Annotated in this window: 19 protein-coding genes; 4 read left to right on the top strand and 15 right to left on the bottom strand. The window is 38.4% G+C overall.

The genetic code is table 11. The features are described from left to right. Positions 1-123: 123 nt before the first annotated feature. The 4 genes from AADH04_RS08035 (at position 124) to purH (ending at position 3716) form a co-directional block, all read left to right on the top strand. On the top strand, positions 124-690 hold the full coding sequence (locus tag AADH04_RS08035; protein ID WP_434779713.1) for a YcbK family protein: 567 nt from the start codon (positions 124-126) through the stop codon (positions 688-690). Positions 691-811: 121 nt separating this feature from the next. Beyond that, positions 812-1819, top strand: coding sequence for a tRNA dihydrouridine synthase DusB (dusB, locus tag AADH04_RS08030; RefSeq protein ID WP_434779712.1), 1008 nt, complete (start codon positions 812-814; stop codon positions 1817-1819). A gap of 28 nt (positions 1820-1847) precedes the next feature. Continuing rightward, positions 1848-2084 (top strand): DNA-binding transcriptional regulator Fis, encoded by a 237-nt coding sequence (fis, locus tag AADH04_RS08025; protein WP_434779711.1) that lies wholly within the window; start codon positions 1848-1850, stop codon positions 2082-2084. Positions 2085-2138: 54 nt separating this feature from the next. Beyond that, positions 2139-3716 carry a bifunctional phosphoribosylaminoimidazolecarboxamide formyltransferase/IMP cyclohydrolase gene (gene purH / locus AADH04_RS08020; RefSeq protein WP_434779710.1) on the top strand — a complete coding sequence of 526 codons (1578 nt, stop codon included), beginning with the start codon at positions 2139-2141 and terminating at the stop codon, positions 3714-3716. Positions 3717-3965: 249 nt separating this feature from the next. Here the strand turns inward: purH and AADH04_RS08015 are convergent, their stop codons facing one another. The 15 genes from AADH04_RS08015 to murD form a co-directional block, all read right to left on the bottom strand. Then, positions 3966-4328, bottom strand: a complete 363-nt coding sequence (locus tag AADH04_RS08015; RefSeq protein WP_434779709.1) for a roadblock/LC7 domain-containing protein — start codon at positions 4326-4328, stop codon at positions 3966-3968. Positions 4329-4374: 46 nt separating this feature from the next. Further along, a complete protein-coding gene (locus AADH04_RS08010) occupies positions 4375-5016 on the bottom strand; it encodes a peptidase M23 (RefSeq protein ID WP_434779708.1) in 642 nt (213 codons plus the stop codon). Between the two features lie 3 nt (positions 5017-5019). Then, positions 5020-5562, bottom strand: a complete 543-nt coding sequence (locus tag AADH04_RS08005) for a GTP-binding protein (RefSeq protein WP_434779707.1) — start codon at positions 5560-5562, stop codon at positions 5020-5022. A 21-nt stretch (positions 5563-5583) separates the two neighbouring features. Next, a complete protein-coding gene (locus AADH04_RS08000; RefSeq protein ID WP_434779706.1) occupies positions 5584-6792 on the bottom strand; it encodes a hypothetical protein in 1209 nt (402 codons plus the stop codon). A gap of 6 nt (positions 6793-6798) precedes the next feature. Continuing rightward, positions 6799-8310: a tetratricopeptide repeat protein gene (locus AADH04_RS07995; protein ID WP_434779705.1), complete on the bottom strand. Its 1512-nt coding sequence runs from the start codon at positions 8308-8310 to the stop codon at positions 6799-6801. Between the two features lie 16 nt (positions 8311-8326). After that, the gene (locus AADH04_RS07990) at positions 8327-9091 is read right to left on the bottom strand and encodes an MBL fold metallo-hydrolase (protein ID WP_434779704.1); all 765 of its coding nucleotides are present in this window, start codon (positions 9089-9091) and stop codon (positions 8327-8329) included. Between the two features lie 150 nt (positions 9092-9241). Then, on the bottom strand, positions 9242-9985 hold the full coding sequence (locus tag AADH04_RS07985; protein ID WP_434779703.1) for an MBL fold metallo-hydrolase: 744 nt from the start codon (positions 9983-9985) through the stop codon (positions 9242-9244). Between the two features lie 123 nt (positions 9986-10108). Then, positions 10109-11293, bottom strand: a complete 1185-nt coding sequence (ftsZ, locus tag AADH04_RS07980; protein ID WP_434779702.1) for a cell division protein FtsZ — start codon at positions 11291-11293, stop codon at positions 10109-10111. Positions 11294-11386: 93 nt separating this feature from the next. After that, positions 11387-12613, bottom strand: a complete 1227-nt coding sequence (ftsA, locus tag AADH04_RS07975) for a cell division protein FtsA (protein WP_434779701.1) — start codon at positions 12611-12613, stop codon at positions 11387-11389. 4 nt (positions 12614-12617) lie between these two features. Further along, entirely contained in the window at positions 12618-13343 is a 726-nt protein-coding gene (locus tag AADH04_RS07970) for a cell division protein FtsQ/DivIB (RefSeq protein WP_434779700.1), read from the bottom strand. Continuing rightward, the gene (locus AADH04_RS07965; RefSeq protein ID WP_434779821.1) at positions 13327-14238 is read right to left on the bottom strand and encodes a D-alanine--D-alanine ligase; all 912 of its coding nucleotides are present in this window, start codon (positions 14236-14238) and stop codon (positions 13327-13329) included. Before AADH04_RS07965 ends, AADH04_RS07970 begins: the two co-directional genes overlap by 17 nt. Continuing rightward, a complete protein-coding gene (murC, locus tag AADH04_RS07960; protein WP_434779699.1) occupies positions 14238-15641 on the bottom strand; it encodes a UDP-N-acetylmuramate--L-alanine ligase in 1404 nt (467 codons plus the stop codon). Before murC ends, AADH04_RS07965 begins: the two co-directional genes overlap by 1 nt. An 8-nt stretch (positions 15642-15649) precedes the next feature. After that, positions 15650-16714, bottom strand: coding sequence for an undecaprenyldiphospho-muramoylpentapeptide beta-N-acetylglucosaminyltransferase (gene murG / locus AADH04_RS07955; protein WP_434779698.1), 1065 nt, complete (start codon positions 16712-16714; stop codon positions 15650-15652). Next, positions 16711-17874: a putative lipid II flippase FtsW gene (gene ftsW / locus AADH04_RS07950; protein ID WP_434779820.1), complete on the bottom strand. Its 1164-nt coding sequence runs from the start codon at positions 17872-17874 to the stop codon at positions 16711-16713. Before ftsW ends, murG begins: the two co-directional genes overlap by 4 nt. Continuing rightward, positions 17858-19225, bottom strand: coding sequence for a UDP-N-acetylmuramoyl-L-alanine--D-glutamate ligase (murD, locus tag AADH04_RS07945; protein WP_434779697.1), 1368 nt, complete (start codon positions 19223-19225; stop codon positions 17858-17860). Before murD ends, ftsW begins: the two co-directional genes overlap by 17 nt. Positions 19226-19229: the final 4 nt, after the last annotated feature.

Here is a 19229-nt window from a genome sequence, read left to right as displayed (position 1 = left end):
TAGCCAATTTACATATAGCAGGTTATTTTTCTGGGATAGATGCTTACATTATATCCAAACTTAGTATGTTATTTTCAATCAAATGACTCAAGCGATATACAGACCTTTATTTAAACACGATTTATGGCAATCAATAGAAGAATTTTTCTTAAAAGCATTATTGGCGCTGGTTTAACGTCAAGCCTCATTACTGAACCACTTTTAGCTTATGCTCAAGCAACTGATGTTGTGGATTTCTGGTATAAAAATCGCACCATTGAATTGGTTAGAGCAGACAATAGAGAAAAAATGTCTCTACCTTTTTTTAGAAATGGACAATACGATACTGAAGTATATAAAGCAGCATGCTGGCTTTTAAGAGATGCTAAAGATATGAATCAGATGATTCAAATGGATATTGGGGTAATGAACTTAATGTATGCTCTACAAGAATGGGCTAGGCTAGCAGGCGTTTCTAACCCTTTAATTACGGTCAACAGTGCATATAGAACCGCCAGAAGAAATGCCACAATTGAAAATGCGGCAAGAAATTCTATGCATATTAGGGGACAAGCTGTTGACATTACAATGAGAGGCATTACGATAGAACAACTAGCCACTATGGCAAAATATTTTCAAGTTGGCGGAGTGGGTACTTATAACAGCTTTGTTCACATTGATACTGGGCGTATTCGCAATTGGCGTGGTTAATAATTAAGGAACTCTTCAGATAAGAAGCTCCAAAAATTGAAAACAGACCATATAATCTACTCTTTTAAATAAAAAAAACGTACAATTCTACCTTTAAGTGCTGAATGTATCTGTAAATAACATGAAAATCGGTGATTTTGTATTAAATTCAAATGTGTTACTTGCCCCTATGGCAGGTATCACAGATAAACCCTTTCGCAAATTATGCCGATTTTTTGGCGCTGGTTTAACAACCAGCGAAATGATCACATCAAACAAAGCATTATGGCATACAAAAAAAACTTTATTACGCTCTGAACATGACTTAGGTGAGTATCCGGTGTCTGTTCAAATTGCAGGAAGTAATCCACAAGAAATGGCTTTGGCCGCACAAATTAATGTAGAAAAAGGCGCCCAAGTGATTGATATTAATATGGGGTGTCCCGCAAAGAAAGTATGTAATGTTTTAGCTGGCAGTGCGCTACTTAAAGACGAAGTGTTGGTTCAAGAAATTTTAGAAGCTGTTGTTCAGGCAGTTAATGTGCCGGTTACCCTTAAAACTCGCCTTGGCTGGGATGATGAGCATAAAAATATCATAACTATTGCGCAAATCGCGGAACAAACTGGTATTAAGGCTTTAACAATACATGGTCGAACACGCACACAAATGTATAGAGGCAATGCGCAATATGAACTTATTGCTCAGGTAAAAAAACAATGTAACTTGCCAATTATTGCTAATGGTGATATCACTGATGAGCACAAAGCCAAATTTGTTTTTGACACAACAAATGCAGACGCGATTATGATTGGCAGAGCGGCACAAGGTGCTCCTTGGATTTTTCAGGAAATTTTGTCTTTTTTACACACAGGCGCATTACCAGAACCGATATCTGTACAATATGTTATTGATGTTATCCTCGAGCATTTACAGGATATTTATTCTTTTTATGGTGAGTACTCTGGTTGTAGAATTGCGCGAAAACACATCGCATGGTACACAAAGTCTTTGGAAAGCAGCAATGAATTTAGGCAAGAAGTCTACCAGCTAGACAATACATTAACACAATTTAAATTTGTTGAGCATTTTTTAAAAAGCCACACACATACAATAAACAAATGGCCAAATACGCTATCTGCACACATCTAAAAAGCTTATAAAAATTTATGGAGTTTATATGTCGAAAACTGATCCTATTAGTGAAGCGATTCATCATGCGATTGAACAATACTTTGCCGATTTAGAAGGAGAATCACCTAGCTTTGTTTATCAAATGGTTTTGAGCAAAGTTGAAAAACCTTTGCTGGAAGTAGTCTTAAAACACACGGAAGGAAATCAAAGTAAAGCTGCAACTATTTTAGGTTTGAATCGAAACACCTTACGCAAAAAAATCAAACAATATCAATTAGATTAGGCTATTGTTAATTGATCACTCAAACAGTAGATAACCATTTTTAAGGAATTTAATATGGCAAAAATTAGTCGCGCATTATTAAGTGTCTCAGACAAAACAGGTATTATTGATTTTGCAAAAAATCTGGTTGGGCTTGGTATTGAGATTTTGTCTACGGGAGGTACGGCTAAACTTTTAGCTCAAGAAGGGATTTGTGTCACGGAAGTATCTGACTTTACAGGTTTTCCAGAAATGCTCGATGGAAGAGTAAAAACCTTACACCCTAAAATACATGGTGGTATTTTAGGTAGAAGAGATTTACCTGAACATTTAGCTCAAATGAGCAATCACCATATACAACCAATTGATTTGGTGTGTGTAAATCTATACCCCTTTACTCAAGCCATAGAAAAAGAAGCATGTACTTTAGAAGATGCGATAGAAAACATTGATATTGGTGGTCCAGCTATGGTTCGTTCTGCAGCAAAAAACTGGCAAAGTGTTGCAATTGTGACCGATACAAATGACTATCAAATTATCACCGATGAATTAACTAACCAAGCCAATACGCTTACAGATCAAACTCGATTCAATTTGGCAAGAAAAGCGTTTACTCACACAGCAGCATATGATGGTGCAATCAGTAATTATCTAACGGCACTTTCGGATGAATGTTTATCAGGGAAACCTGTTGTGAATGAATTTCCAAATTATTTAAATCAACAGTTTGTCAAAGTTCAAGATATGCGTTATGGTGAAAATCCCCATCAACATGCTGCTTTTTATAAAGACATAACACCTGCAGCTGGCTCTTTATCCAATTACATACAGCTACAAGGTAAAGAGCTATCTTACAATAATATTGCCGATGCAGATGCTGCTTGGGAAACGGTTAAGTCATTTGAGCAAACCGCTTGTGTGATTGTCAAACATGCTAATCCATGTGGTGTTGCCATTGCCTCTACAACGCTTACCGCTTATCAATTAGCACTTGCGACAGATACAACCAGTGCCTTTGGTGGAATCATTGCTTTTAATAGAGAAATTGACGAAGAAACGGCAACAAAAGTCAGTAATCAATTTTTAGAGGTTTTAATCGCACCCAGTTATACAGAAGGTGCTTTATCCATACTCTCACAAAAACAAAATGTACGTGTGCTTAAAATTAGCTTAGGGACAAAATACAATAAACTTGAGTTTAAACGTGTGGGTGGAGGGCTACTGGTTCAAACACCAGACATCAAAAATATTAATCAAGCAGACTTAAAAATTGTCAGCAAAAGACAGCCTAATCAGCAAGAATGGGCAGATTTATTATTTGCTTGGCGTGTCGCTAAATATGTCAAGTCTAACGCTATTGTATTTTGTAAAAATGGGCAAACAGCTGGCATTGGTGCTGGCCAAATGAGTAGGGTAGACTCTACTCGTATCGCGGCAAGAAAAGCTGAAGATGCGCATTTAAGTTTAATGGATGCGGTAGCGGCCTCTGATGCTTTTTTCCCATTTAGAGATGGTATAGATGTTATTGCGCAACAAGGCATTAAGGCGATTATTCATCCAGGTGGGTCAATGAGGGATGAAGAAGTGATACAAGCTGCCGATGAGCATGATATCGCAATGGTTTTTACTGGTATTCGACATTTTAGACACTGATTCATTTGAAATACAATTAATAACGAAGAAGACCCATATTTCCTGTGAAATATGGGTCTTCCGAATTTTAGGTCTATTTAATAGATGTGTGATGTTTAATATATTTATTGATTATTTATATTCAATACTTTGAGAGAAGTTTGACTACTAATAAAATTAGAAATCAAAAAACCTATACCATCTTTTTATTCAAAAAAGATGGGGCTTCGAAAATACATTATTTGAGACATCAAAATTTCTGTACATTAATTATAGAATTTCAAGGATATTTTTTGCAGCTCTTTTTGCATCCAAGAAAATCAAACCTAATTTTGCACCTTCTCTAGCAATCACAGTCAACACAGCATCTCTACCAGCATGACTTAAAAGAATGTATCCATTGTCTCCTTTTACCATCACCTGATCAAGCTCACCTCTATTTAATTCTCTTGCTGTACGTTCACCTAAAGATAACATAGCAGCAGCCATTGCACCCACTCTATCTTCATCTACATCTTGAGGCAATAAAGCAGCCATAGTTAAACCATCGGCAGAGATAATAGCTGATGCTTCTATATCTGCTGATGAACCATTTAAATCACTTAATATTGATTTAAGCATTTGCTCGCGCATAACATTCTCCGAATCACTTTTAAATTAAACTTAATTAGCTAATAACTTAACCACCATAACGACGGTATAAAATTTCAACTAGTTCTACAAAAGCCTCACCCTGTAACTGAGGCACCCCACCAATAACCAAAACAAAGGCGTTATTATTAAAGAATAAGGAAAAGAAAGCAAGTTCACTTTGCCCAGTGGGATCACATAACGACCAAGCGTTAGGGCTTAAATTCAAATTATTCTTTAACAATAAACCATGTCTTTCTGACAAAGAAACCATGTCACCAGCTAATGCAGCAATTTCTTCTGCTGACTCATGGTGAAACCCTGCTCCTGCATAATATAAACCATCACCATCAGCTAAAAGTGTTCGACCAGTATCTGATAGTTTTTTTAAAATATCTGGCAATCTGACTTCCAAATTTTGCTCATTTATTTCATTCGGCGTTTCTGTTCCATAAACAAACTCTAACCGTTGTAAACGAAACAGCAAAGACAAAGCCGTTTCAATATCGGCACAACCGCTCCACTGCAACAAAGTGTCCTCAGTCAACGGCACTTTTGAACCCTCTTTTAAAATAGAGGATAGTAACATCCGACTGGCATTATTCTCTCTATTTGATACAGCATAAAATGCACCAGCAGGTGTCACATTTGCATATAGTGTACCATTTAGAGAAAGGCTATCACTTCTCATTAATTACCCCTCCAAGCCTGGGTCGATTGAATACAAAAGAGCCATGACTAAATTCTGAATGTCTTCCTTTCGCCGAGCATCAACTTCAAAAATAGGTGCTCTAATAGACATGCTGGCTAATGTTCTTTGGTAAGACTCGATGTCTGGTTCTGGACGAGCATCCATTTTAGTAACACCAATCACCACAGGAGCATCTTTTAATAAGCTGGTAAAAGCTCCCAAGAAAAACTGTAAATCTTTGACAGGATTAGGGCGCGTATTATCCAACAGTAAAACCAGCCCCATTCCTCCTTGGCTTAAAATATCCCACATAAAATCAAAACGCTCCTGACCTGGGGTCCCATATAGATGAACTTTTGTTTCTTCATCTAAATAAATGACACCATAGTCCATCGCAACAGTAGTATGCCCCTTTCTATTGAGTGTCATATCAGATGCGGCAGCATCTGTTGTTACCGGAGGAACATCACTGATTGCGGCAATAGCCGTCGTTTTCCCTGCGCCAACTGGTCCTGTAAAAATGATTTTATTATCTGGTGCTCTCATAAGTTTAATTCTCTAAATTTATTAATTTGACAGTTTCTTTAGCAATCTTTGTAACATGCTTCTAGGCCTTGCTGGCTCTGGGATAGAGACAGGATCAGAAGCATTAGTAGAACCAGAAGCAGCCTGTGTATTGACAATAGCCCCTGAAGAAGTTGCATTAATAAGTTGCGATGGTTTAGCTTGTTCTGGTACGACTAAAAAATCTGTCACATAAACAGCAGCTAAAAAATTCAATAAGGATGTAAGATCAACCTGTAAGACCTTACATAAAACACTTAAATTAACAGGGGTTCTAATCAGGAAGGCAGTAATTCTCATAGCATCAGGAATTAAAGCTACCCGTGTAAAATTGGGCCATGCTTTTAAAATGAGTGGTCGCTCTATTTTAATATTCTTAACCAAACGTCCTTGGGCAGTCCAAACAGCCAACTGCCACAATAAGTTCATCAATCTAATACTGGGTAATTTAGGCAAGGCTTTCCCAATTGGAATTCGCTTCTTATCAAAAGCATCATAATTGGTTGTGAGACATAATTGTCGAATTTTTTCTAAAGGCTGTGCCAGTAAAACCATATCATCTTCTGGCAATGCCATTAATACAACTTCATTTTGGAAAAATATAATAATATTTTCATTCTGAACTTGAGCCGATTTTAAACAGCCCAATAGCCCAACATCAGGATCAAATTTTGTGATTTTTAACAAATTTTCTTCTGCGTTAAAGTCTGCTTTTTTTACACTGGCATTTTCATTTTTAACGGCAGAAGCCACGACAGCGTTTTCTACTTCAGCTTTAGGAAGCTCAGGCTCAGACTCAGACTCAGACTCAACAAATGATGTTGTGGGTTCTTTAGCTGTTGTCACAGGAACTTGACTGACAAATGCCTTTTGCACCTTTTGTTTTGGTTGAGCTAAAACAGATTTTAACGCAGGAAATAATGTCTCAACTCGAATAGGCTTTGGTAATAGAGGCACTTCTAACTGATGAGCCTCAACTGAAGCAGCCAAAACAGGTAGGTCTGGGAATTTTTGTAAAAATTCATCAAGTACAGCGACACCCCGTGCACTATCAAGATCCACAATTGCAACATCTAGATGGGTATGCGTATCACTTACCAACTCATAGTGATCATGGTCATACATGCGGAATGCTGCCCGTAAAACGGCACTTTTACGTTCATCCATCCCAACAGGTAAAACCTTTATTGTAGTTGTTTGATTATCTTTCATTTTATCCTAAAACATATTCATACGTTGAGCCAAGTGACTTATTGCTAAGTTTGCTTCCTCTGGCAATGAAAGATTTTTCTCTCTCATTTTTTGTGAGAATGCATTAAAGCGTGCTTTATCATCCAATCGTTCATATAAATCAAGGAGTAATGGATATAACTGAACATCATGAGGATTCTCATATAATCCATTTTCTAAAGTAACCATCGCTTCTTCAATTTGCCCATAGCCAAGTTGGGCCTCTGCTTCATCTAAAATAGCAGAAGAAGAGGAAGCACCTGTAGATTCTGTTTGTACAATCGCTTGCGATTCAACATCATTATGCAGACCACCTGATTTAACTAATGGTATTTCTTGTTTATGCTGTTTTGGTGTGGACTCTTTTATAAGTGAAATACCATACCTTTTTGCAATTTGGTCTAACTCACTTTTGGTTGTTGCCAGTTCTAAATCAGCAAATGCATCATGTTGCCCTAAGGATAATCCCATATGAAGCAATTGTCTTTTTACAATATCTGCTTGATCACCAACTTCATAACAAAACGCCCAAAAATGTGCAAGGTATGTATCTAAATTTTTTGTCAAATAATCCAAACGCAAAATATTAACCAACAATGTTAAAGGATGCTTATCTACTTTAAGTGCTTTTTCATACGCGGCAATCGCATTAACATAATCACCATCCAAAACAAAAAGCTTAGCGCGCTCCTTTGGCGAAATAAAAGTTTTAATGATTTCTTTTTCTTCTATACTCAATTTACCTTTGAATTTCGCTCGCCCTGTAACCAACCAAGTACTCGCCTTGCCATTTAAATAAGAGCTGGTTAGGTTCGTTAATGATTGGGTATTGATTGATGACGTTTTAGGTTGTGATGCTGTTTCCTGATCAATTTGCTCTGAATCAGAAGATGCCACTGGTTTTTCTGTTTGGATAATTTTAATCTGTTCACCTAGCTGACTAAGGACATCATTCGGTCCCCAGCCTAACTCTACTTCAGCTAAAGATCTTAACGTTAAATTATTCCGATCAATTTTTAACCCTGTAATAATGTGTTGAGCCAAAGCTTCTTGGTTAAACACACCTTCATGATATTGCTTTTCCAACTCATCGGAGTAATCATCTATCATGTGACATTCAAGAAAAAGAGAAAGCAATTTTTCTCGTAAATCTGATGGGGGTTCTTTTAAATCTTTTAAATAGCTGGCTAAAGTTCTTGTCGCTCGTTCAAGATAACCAAACTGTAAATAAATTTCATATTCTGTTAATAAATCAACTTTTTCTAAAGATACTTCATCTGCATCTGTTGCTAAATCTGTTTCAGATAACGAACGCACCTCTGTCGCACCTTGTAAACTTCCCTGAGGAATCAACAAGGTTTCCTGCTGAAAAACAGATGGCTCATCTGAGCCATCTGCTGTCTTTTTTGTCTTTTTCATCAGGAAAAAGACGATAAAAACCACCACCAATACCAACAAAAGTACAATAACTAATACGATGGGGCTTTGCATATCAAGCATATTTACATTCCAAAAATTAAGCTTTAAAGTCATCCTGAGTAATTAGATCAACACCACATTCCAAGTTCTCAAACCAATCAAGGAAGGTATTAACCATTTCTTTACCCTTATAATGTGCACCATGTTGAGGCACCATGCATTCTATATCAAGTTGTCTCACCATGTTAACCCAATATTTACAAGCATTTCTACTTGACATATAGCGGCGGTGAAATCCATAAACAGAATTTTTTTCTAAGTGTTCTTGAAAATCAACCACATGGCCTGCAGCTTCCTCTCCAGTAACAATAGATGCGCCCACATCACCCGAAAACAATATTTTACTGATTGGATCATATATTTGGAAATTCCCCACAGTATGTAAATAATGCGCTGGCACAATTTGTAAATTAGATTGCCCCAAATCAACATTCATTCCTTCTGCGGGGATAGGAATTAAACGTCCTTTAGTCATACCTTTTGAGCAAAAATGAGGTAAAAACCGTTCCCACTCTGCTGCAATCAGTACTTTAGCATCGGTTATTAGCAACCACCCGTTTACAGAAGCAACAATATCAGGATCTTGATGTGATGCAAAAATATACCGTGTATGGGAAGGCAAAAAATAGGTTGCCATCTCAGCCAAAAGGTTTTTATAAGTTAAATTCCCACCAGGGTCTAACAATACACCATCTCCGGAGTCAATGATCGCAAATTGATTTGCTTGAACCCCTTCTCCTTCTACTAATGTTGTAAAAGCAACACACTTATGGGTTCCATCGTCATATAAAACTGTAGCCATTATTATTCCTTAACTGACATGTTACACAATTGGTTTTTTATTTAGTATTACAAACAGGAAGAAACTACACGTTGATCAAAATCAAAGCAGCACCAAGCAATCACTATTTTTATGAAAAACACCGACAAAAATATAAAGCTTGACTTTAAACTACAACAAATCAATACCACATTGCAAGTTTTCAAACCAACCTAAAAATGCCTCAACTGTTTCTTTACCTTTATATGAGGAGCCATGTTGAGGTACAATCCATTCAACATCTAAACTTCTAATCATCTGCACCCACAATTTACACGCTTTATTACTTGTCATATAACGTTGGTGAAATTCTATCACACCATGATTGTTGACATGTTCAGACACATTAGTCACAGTTGTCGCCGCAACATCATTGTCCACAAAAGAAGCCCCAACATCACCTGAGAATAATATTTTACTGATTGGATCATAAATATGAAAGTTACCTACCGTATGTAAATAGTGAGCGGGCAACACTTTCAACTCCAGGCCTTGTAAACTGATATTAAGACCTTGGGCAGGAATAGAAACCAATCTGCCCGCGCTGATCCCCTTTTGACAAAAATGTGGCAAGAAACGTTCCCATTCCTGTGCAATCAGAACTTTTGCATCTGTCATTAACAGTAAACCATTTAAACAGGAAATGATATCAGGGTCAGCATGAGAGGCGAACACATATTGCATATTCGAGGGCGCAAAATAATCAGAAATTTGGGCAAATAATTGCTTGTAAACTAAATTGCCACCAGGATCTAACAACATCCCATGTCCTTGATGAACAATAGCAAATTGATTAGCCTGAACGCCCTCTCCTTCAACCAAATCGGTGAAGGCAACACATTTATGTTCCGAGTCTTCATATAAAACAACTGCCATTTTTCCCCCTCTTCTCATAGATTCAATAAAACGATAATAATCTTATAACAGTCTCTTAAAATATAAAGATTAAAATAATAGAAGGAGCCATAAGGCTCCCTCTGTTATTTAATGATGTAATGGTTAATCTGCTTGTCGGCGCAAAAAGGCTGGCACATCATAGCTGTCTACTAAACTTTGACTGGAAAAGTCAGGTGAAGTATTTGGTGCAGCTTTAGCTCCTCGTCCACCTCGAGCAACATTATTAATGTCGTATGAAGTGGCACCATCTGTACCTGTCGCAATCAGATTTAAATGCTCATGAACAATTTCTTTTGCATGAGCACCATTTTGCATGGGGCCATTTAAACCTGTCGCAATAATAGTCACACGAATAGCGTCTTCATCCATGGTCTCATCTTCTGCGGTACCAATTTTACGCTCAGCATCTGGATGAACATATTGGTTAATAACAGACATAATTTCATTGTATTCTGACATTTTTAAGCAACCTGGTGCAGTGGTCACATTAACGAGAACACCTCGCGCACCATCTAAAGTAATATCATCTAGCAGTGGGCTAGAAATAGCTTGATTAGTGGCTTCTTTGGCTCGATCCAAGCCCGTTGCATGGGCAGAGCCCATCATGGCCATACCCATAATACCCATGACGTTTTTTACGTCAGCAAAATCTAAGTTAATGATACCTGGACTGGTAATCACTTCTGAAATGCCAGAAATCGCACTATGAAGCACTTCATCCGCAGCCTTAAAAGCTTCTCTCATGGTGACATCATCACCTAAGGCATGTAATAGTTTGTCATTTGGTATAACAATAAGAGAATCAACTTGTTTTTTTAATGCGTCAATACCTTCTTGCGCCACTTTTTGACGTTTACTGCCTTCATATGCAAATGGTCTTGTGACAACCGCAACGGTTAAGATACCCATTTCTTTGGCAATTTCTGCCACAACAGGTGCGGCGCCTGTTCCTGTTCCTCCGCCCATACCGGCAGCAATAAAAATCATATTGGCACCACGCAATGCCTCAGCCAACATTTCTCTATCTTCTAAGGCAGCATTACGACCAACTTCACAATTGGCGCCAGCCCCAAGACCTCTGGTCAGATTGGTACCTAATTGAACTCTACGGGTTGCTTCATTACGCTGTAATGACTGAGCATCAGTATTGGCACTGATAAACTCTACACCATGAATCGCTCCTTTAATCATGTTATTGATTGCATTACAACCACCACCACCTACGCCAATCACTTTAATGACGGCAGGACTAGCTGCTGTTTCAACAACATCATATACCAAACTCATAGATTGCTCCTTAGCTCACAACCATTGCGGCCTAAATCGTTAAATTCCTTAATACACATAATTGTACGGTCTTTATGGTTAAAAATAAATGGTTTAGAAGTTATTTTTTAACCAATTCTTAATTTTTGTAAAAACAGTGGTAAATTCTTCTTCATTTGATTGGTTTTGTTGCACTATTTTATCACGTCCATAATAAAGTAAACCAATCGCTGTGGAGAATCTCGGATTACGCACTCTCTCTGCCACTCCTGCCAACTCTTTTGGCACGCCTACTCTAGCAGGTAAATTAAATATATCTTCGGCTAAATCTACCATCCCCGGTAACAATGAGGCTCCGCCAGTTAATACCACACCAGAAGATAAAACTTCTTCGGGGAAACCTGAACGTCTTAACTCATGTTGAACCAATTCTAAAATTTCTTCTACTCGAGGCCCAATCACTTCTGCTAAAGTCTGACGAGAAATCTGTCTTGGGCTTCTGTCTCCTACACTGGGCACCTCAATCATTTCATCTAAACCATCCATTGTCGCCAAAGCCACACCATGGTTGATTTTAATATATTCAGCAGCTGAATGAGGGGTTCTTAATGCCTGCGCTAAATCTTTTGTAATTAAATCTCCTGCAATGGGAATCACCGCAGTATGTCTAATAGCACCATTAGTATAAACAGCAATATCGGTTGTTCCACCACCAATATCAATCACACAAACACCTAAGTCACGTTCATCTTCGGTTAAAATTGCTTGCGCGCTGGCCATGGGTTGTAAAACCAAATCATCTATCTGCAAACCACAACGTTGAACACATTTTTGAATATTCTGTATTGCGGTCAGGGCGCCAGTAATAATGTGCACTCGAGTATCTAACCGCACACCACTCATCCCAATCGGTTCACGCACACCTTCTTGATTATCTATAATATACTCTTGAATGACTGTGTGTAAGATTTGATGATCAGGCGGAATACTCACGGCACGAGCGGTCTCTATTGCCCGCTCAATATCCTGTTGCATTACTTCGCCATCTTTAATTTTAACCACACCTTGTGAATTTAAACTGCGAATATGGTTTCCTGCAATACCAGTAATGACATTATTGATTTTACAATCGCCCATTAGTTCTGCATCATTAATTGCTCGTTGGATCGATTGTACTGTCGCATCAATATTAGTCACCATTCCGCTTTTTAAGCCACGAGATGGTGCTTGTCCTAAACCGACAATATGGATTTCTCCATCTTCTTGTACTTCGCCAACAACAGCGATCACCTTAGATGTGCCAATATCAAGGGCACTAATATAATGCTTTTGTTCTTTCACAAATTTATCCTAATACGGGTTTATCAGGTTCACTTCTCATTTTTAAAGCAAAACCGTTTGAATACCTTAAATCTATATATTCTATATCCGAGGCTTGCGCTTCAAGATATTTCCGCCACACTGTTTTTAACATATCTACTCGTTTTAGTGCATCATCTGTACCTAACTTCAGTAAAATATCATTATCAAGCCTCACTTGCCAAGCGTTTCTATCAGTTAAATACAAAGCTTTAACTTTTAATTGCTCAGGTTGTAATGTTTTTGTCAACTCTTCATACATTAGCTTCATCTGGGACTCAGAACCTTTTGGTCCATCAAATATAGGTAACTCTTCATCTGTATTTGCTTCAAACCAATTTCCATCTGAATCGACTAACCCACCTTCTTTCCAACGGGCAATGGCTTTTTTCTCAACAATGGTGATTTCTAATGTATCAGGCCAATGCCTTTTTGCCTCTGCCTCTTTAATCCAACTTAGCTCTTCAAAGCTGTTTTTTACCTGATTTAAATCTAAAGTAAGTGTATCACCGATTACTTTATTTTGTGCCACAAATTGTAGCTGATCTTGGCTAATATGCTTTAATTTACCATTAATTTGTATCTGTTTTACAGGAAACAAAGAAGCCTGTAAAACAAACTTTCCTAACGAAACCAGTAAACAAACTGCTATCAGTAAATACAACCATTTTCGCAATCTTGTTGAAGCCCGAGGATCATTCCAAATCTGCATGTTCTAAAATTTCCAGACAAAGATCTTCAAAACTAATGCCAACTTGCCTTGCGGCTTTAGGAACCAGACTATGGCTGGTCATTCCTGGAACAGTATTTGCCTCAAGCAGATACAATTGCCCATCGGTATCTTTTAAAAAATCAATACGTCCCCAACCTTTACCACCAATCACTTTAAATGCTTGTAATGATAAGTTTCTTATATGCTTTTCGTCTTCTGATGTTAAATCAGAAGGGCACAGATACTCTGTATCATCACGATTATATTTTGCCTCATAATCATAAAACTCTGTTTTGGGTATAATTTTAATGGTTGGCAACGCCTGCTGACCTAAAATAGAGCAAGTATATTCACCCCCTCCAATAAATTTTTCAGCTAATACTAACGAATCGATTTTTTTAATTAACTCGTAATGTTTTTTTAATTGCCCAGCATCCTTAACTTTAACCACACCAATGCTACTGCCTTCACAAGCAGGTTTCACAAACAGTGGCAAACCAAGTTCTTTTTCAATCGAATCAAAATCACTGCTGTCTGTCAGTAGATAAAATGGAGGGATAGGCAAACCAGCGCCTTTCCAAACAAGTTTTGTACGCCATTTATCCATACCAATTGCAGAGGCCATCACACCACAGCCAGTATAAGGGATCTTCATTTCATTTAAGACACCTTGAATAATACCATCTTCTCCGTATTTTCCATGTAATACAATAAAAACACGGTTAAATTTTTCTCTTTTTAGCTGTATTAGTTCTGTATGTGCAGGATCAAAAGGATGTGCATCAACCCCTTTACTTTTTAAGGCATTCAATACTGCCTGACCACTAGCCAACGAGACTTCTCGCTCATGGGATGTTCCACCAAACAGGACTGCAACTTTTCCAAAATGCTGCATCATTGATCCTTTGCTAAATTTACTACTTTTAATGGAACTGCACCAATGCTACCGGCCCCCATATTTAAGACAACATCGTCATTTTGAGTCACATTTAATAATGTTTCAGGTAATAATTGTATATCTTCAACATAAATCGGCTCTATTTTACCTAAAACCCTAATTGCCCTTGCTAAGGCACGACTATCAGCGGCAACAATGGGTGACTCACCCGCAGCATACACTTCAGTTAAAACTAAAACATCTACATTATCATGCAACACTTTAACAAAATCTTCAAATAAATCTCTGGTTCGGCTATAACGATGCGGCTGAAAAGCCAACACAAGCCTTTGATTAGGAAAGGCATTTCTAGCAGCCTCCAATGTTGCTGCCATTTCTACAGGATGATGCCCATAATCATCAATTAGGGTAAAAGTCCCGCCTTTAGGCAAAGGAATGTCTCCATACCGTTGGAAACGACGCCCCACTCCAGCAAATTGGCTTAACCCTTGTTTGATTGACTCAACATTAGCATGACACTCTAAAGCAATACCAATAGAAGCCAAAGCATTAAGTACATTATGCCTTCCTGGCATATTCACCACGACATCAAATGGCTCATGTATTTGATTTTTAAAGCACACAGTAAAATGCATTTGCGCATTTATGGCGCGAATATTAGCGGCATAAATATCAGCCTCATCAGAAAAGCCATATGTTTTATATGTTTTATTGATTCTCGGTAAAATAGCACGGGTATGCTCATTTTCAATACAAATAAAAGCACAGCCGTAAAATGGCAATCCATGTAAAAAATCAAGAAAAGCCTGATATAGTTTTTCGATATTATGATCATATGTCTCCATATGATCTGCATCAATATTAGTGACCACTGCCATAACCGGAGACAAATGCAAAAAGGAAGCATCCGACTCATCTGCTTCGGCAAGCATATAGTCTCCTTGTCCTAACTTTGCATTACTGCCCGCAGCGGTTAATTTACCGCCAATAACAAATGTTGGGTCTAAACCTGCCGCACCAAGAATAGATGCAGTTAAACTGGTCGTTGTGGTTTTACCATGCGTGCCGGCAATGGCAATACCACTTTTAAAGCGCATTAACTCTGCCAACATCATGGCTCTTGGAATAACCGTTATTTTATTTTCTCTGGCGGCCACAACTTCTGGGTTATCTGCTTTAACTGCGGTAGAAGTCACCACGACATCTGCTCCGTTTATATAACTTGCATCATGCCCAAAATAAACGGCAATACCCATATCACTTAAACGTTGGGTACTGGCGTTATTGGCCTGATCTGAACCAGAGATGGTATACCCGAGATTATGCAAAACTTCAGCAATACCACTCATACCTACGCCACCAATACCAACAAAATGGATATGTTTTACTTTATGTTTCATAAATTCCTCTACTGTACCGTTGCAATGGCAATCTGTGCTACTTTGTCCGCGGCATCAGGTAAAGCCAATGCTCGAGCATTTTGTGCTTGATCTAAACACTGTTGTCTATCTAATTTTTGTAACTCTTCGGCTAACCTTGACGCAGTCAGTGCATCTTGTGGTAACAATACTGAGGCATGAGAGCGAACCAAATATTGCGCATTAGCGCTCTGGTGATCATCTACGGCAAAAGGGAACGGTACCAAAATACTCCCTAAACCACACGCAGCCAACTCTGCAATCGTTAACGCGCCTGAACGACACAAAACAATATCAGCCTGAGCATAAGCTTCTTGCATATCATGAATAAACTCCTGACATGTCGCATTGACATGATATTGTTGATAACGTTCTTGTACTTCGCTTAAATTATTTTTGCCACACTGATGCAATACATTTATTTGTTGATTATTAAGTAAAGACAAAGCTTCTGGCACAACTTGATTAAATACTTTAGCACCAAGACTGCCCCCTACAACCAATAATTTTATTGGACCTACTCGTCCAGAAAAACGTTGTGCAGGCTCAGGCAAAGTGGCTATTTCTTTTCTGACAGGGTTACCAACTAACCCAAGAGCAGATGGAAACACGCCAGGAAAAGCAAACAGGGTTTTGGTGGCAATTTTTGCCAATGTTTTATTAACTAATCCTGCAACGGCATTTTGTTCATGAATAATAATGGGCTTACGACTTAATTTTGCTGCCACTCCTCCAGGGAAAGCAGCAAAACCACCAAAACCGATCACGGCATCTACTTGATGCTCTTGAATGATTTTTTTTGCCTTCATAACAGCTTTAAACAACACAAAGGGTAAGGTTAATTTTCTTTTTAAACCATTACCCCGAATGCCTTTTATTGCAACAGTTTCGATATGGATATTGTGTTTAGGTACTAGTGTTGTTTCCATTGCACCTTGTGCGCCCAACCATAAAACTTTATGTCCTTTTTCTTCCAAACTATGCGCAACGGCAAGGCCTGGGAAAATATGCCCTCCTGTACCGCCTGCCATAATTAAAAATGTTTTTTGCGTCATAATTTATACCCGCGCATTAATCGTCTGTTTTCCCAGTCAATTCTCAATAATAAAGCAACACCAACTAAAGTGACAATAACAGCAGAACCTCCATAGGACATAAGAGGTAACGTCAAACCTTTTGTTGGCAATAAACCTAAGTTTACCCCAATATTAAAAAAACTTTGTATGCCAATCCAAACGCCGATCCCTTTGGCAACAGCGGCAGAAAAATACTGCTCCAGTGATTTGGCTCTCATACCAATACTAAATGCCCGCCAAACAATCCAGACATAGACCATAATCAGGGCTAACATGCCTACAAAACCAAACTCTTCAGCAACAACTGCCATAATAAAATCCGTATGGGCTTCAGGCAGATAAAATTGTTTTTCAATGCTGCCCCCAAGGCCAACACCGAACCATTCGCCTCGACCAAAAGCCAATAAAGAATGGGTCAATTGGTAGCCTTTACCATATGGGTCTGCCCATGGGTCTAAAAATCCTGACACACGTTTTAATCGATACGGAGCCGCCAAAATTAAAGTTGTGGTTAATGCTGCACCAAGCACTAAAGTCGACAAAAACCATTTAATTGGCATACCACCTAAAAATAACATCAAAACGGCAGTTGCCGCGACCATCATAAATGAGCCAAAATCTGGTTCAAACATAATTAAAGCCAGACCAACCGCCATAATCCCTGCAACAGGTAAAAGACCTTTTCTCAGGTTACCCAAAACTTCTTCCCTACGGGTAACAAAGCTGGCAATATAAAGCACGGTTGCCAATTTAAATATTTCTGAAGGTTGAATATTCACGGGGCCTAAAGGAATCCAGCGTTTTGCACCATTAACTTCTCGACCAACACCAGGGAAAAGCACCAACAACAACAGCAAAAGGGATATGCCTAAAACATAAGGCGTCACCACCTTCCACCATTTCATTGGAAATTGAAAAGCAATTGCACCAAAGATTGTGCCCATCGCAACAAACATCATCTGGCGCTCTAAGAAAAACCATTTATTGCCATCATCTGCCTGAGCAATCGCAATCGAAGCAGAAAAAACCATAATCAAACTGAATGCTGTGATGAATACAATTGTCCACAATAAGGATTCATCATAGGTTTTACCATCTTTGAGTAAATTATTATTCAGCAGTTTATTGTGTAACATGATTGTTAATTAGCTCAGAGAAACCATCAATAAATACTTGCGCCCTATGTGCATATCCAGTAAACATATCAAGGCTTGCACATGCAGGACTCAACAAAACAATATCACCTGAATGTGCTTGGTCAAATGCTATTCTTGTTGCATCTTCTAACGTTTGACAATGAATAATGGGTATGGGTAAATTTTGACACGCTGATTCAATTATTTTGGCATCTTGCCCAATTAAAACCAATGCTCTTGCCTTATTCACTAACGCATCACGTAAAGGGGTAAAATTCTGCCCTTTTCCCAAACCACCCGCAATTAAGACGATGGGTTGATGAAACCCCGCTAAGGCAGCACACGTTGCGCCTACATTAGTACCTTTAGAGTCATCAATAAAAATCACACCATCTTTTTCACCAATTTTTTCTACTCGGTGGGGCAAACCTTTAAATGCCGGTAATTGGGCAATCAATTTTGTTAATGGCAAGCCAATTGCTTCACACAATGCCAAAGCAACTAAAATATTTGCTGCATTGTGTAACCCCTGCAACGGCAAATCATTAAACGAAACACAAACCTGATCTTGCTTTAATATAGGTAAATTATTCTCTGTGATATCCACCCAAAAATCCGTTTTTTTCTGCAAAGAAAACCAAATTGTTCTGTGGTTAGGGCGAGCCATGGCTCGACATAATAGGTCATCTAGGTTTAAAACTTGTACGCTATTTGCCCCAAATATATGAGATTTACTATAGGCATACTCTAATAAATCAGTATAACGTTCTAAATGATCTTCTGAAATATTCAATACTGTGGCGGCAGTTGCATTTAGGGAGGTTGTGGTATCCAGTTGAAAACTCGATAACTCTAAAACCCACACATCGGGTAATGTATGTTCATTCATTGTCCATGCATCTAACACAGGCAACCCAATATTGCCTGCCACCACTGTTTTTAATCCTAGCTGCTCACATAAAAAACCAACTAAGCTGGTGACGGTTGTTTTACCATTAGAACCTGTAATCGCAATGACTTTACTGTCTGTTTGCTTTATTTTTTGTGCAAAAATTTCGACATCACCAACAACAGGCTTTCCTTGTATTTTAAACTGAACAATTTCAGGCAAAGTTGAAGGCACACCGGGACTCAAAGCCAATATATCAAAGTTATTTTGCTGCAAAACATTTGCCAGTACGCCAGAATAAAGTGGCGTATCTGGAGAAGCATCATGAATCTGTTTGGCCTGAACATCAGATAAATGAGTATCGAACCCTGCAACGATTGCCTGTTCTTTTTGCAAAAACTTCAGTAGAGACAAACCTGTTGCTCCTAACCCAAGCACCAATACTTTTTTATTCTTCAGTTCCATATTC

The organism is Neisseria sp. Ec49-e6-T10 (genome assembly GCF_051132615.1).
GTDB lineage: Bacteria > Pseudomonadota > Gammaproteobacteria > Burkholderiales > Neisseriaceae.
This window is presented reverse-complemented; position numbering and strand designations above follow the sequence as displayed.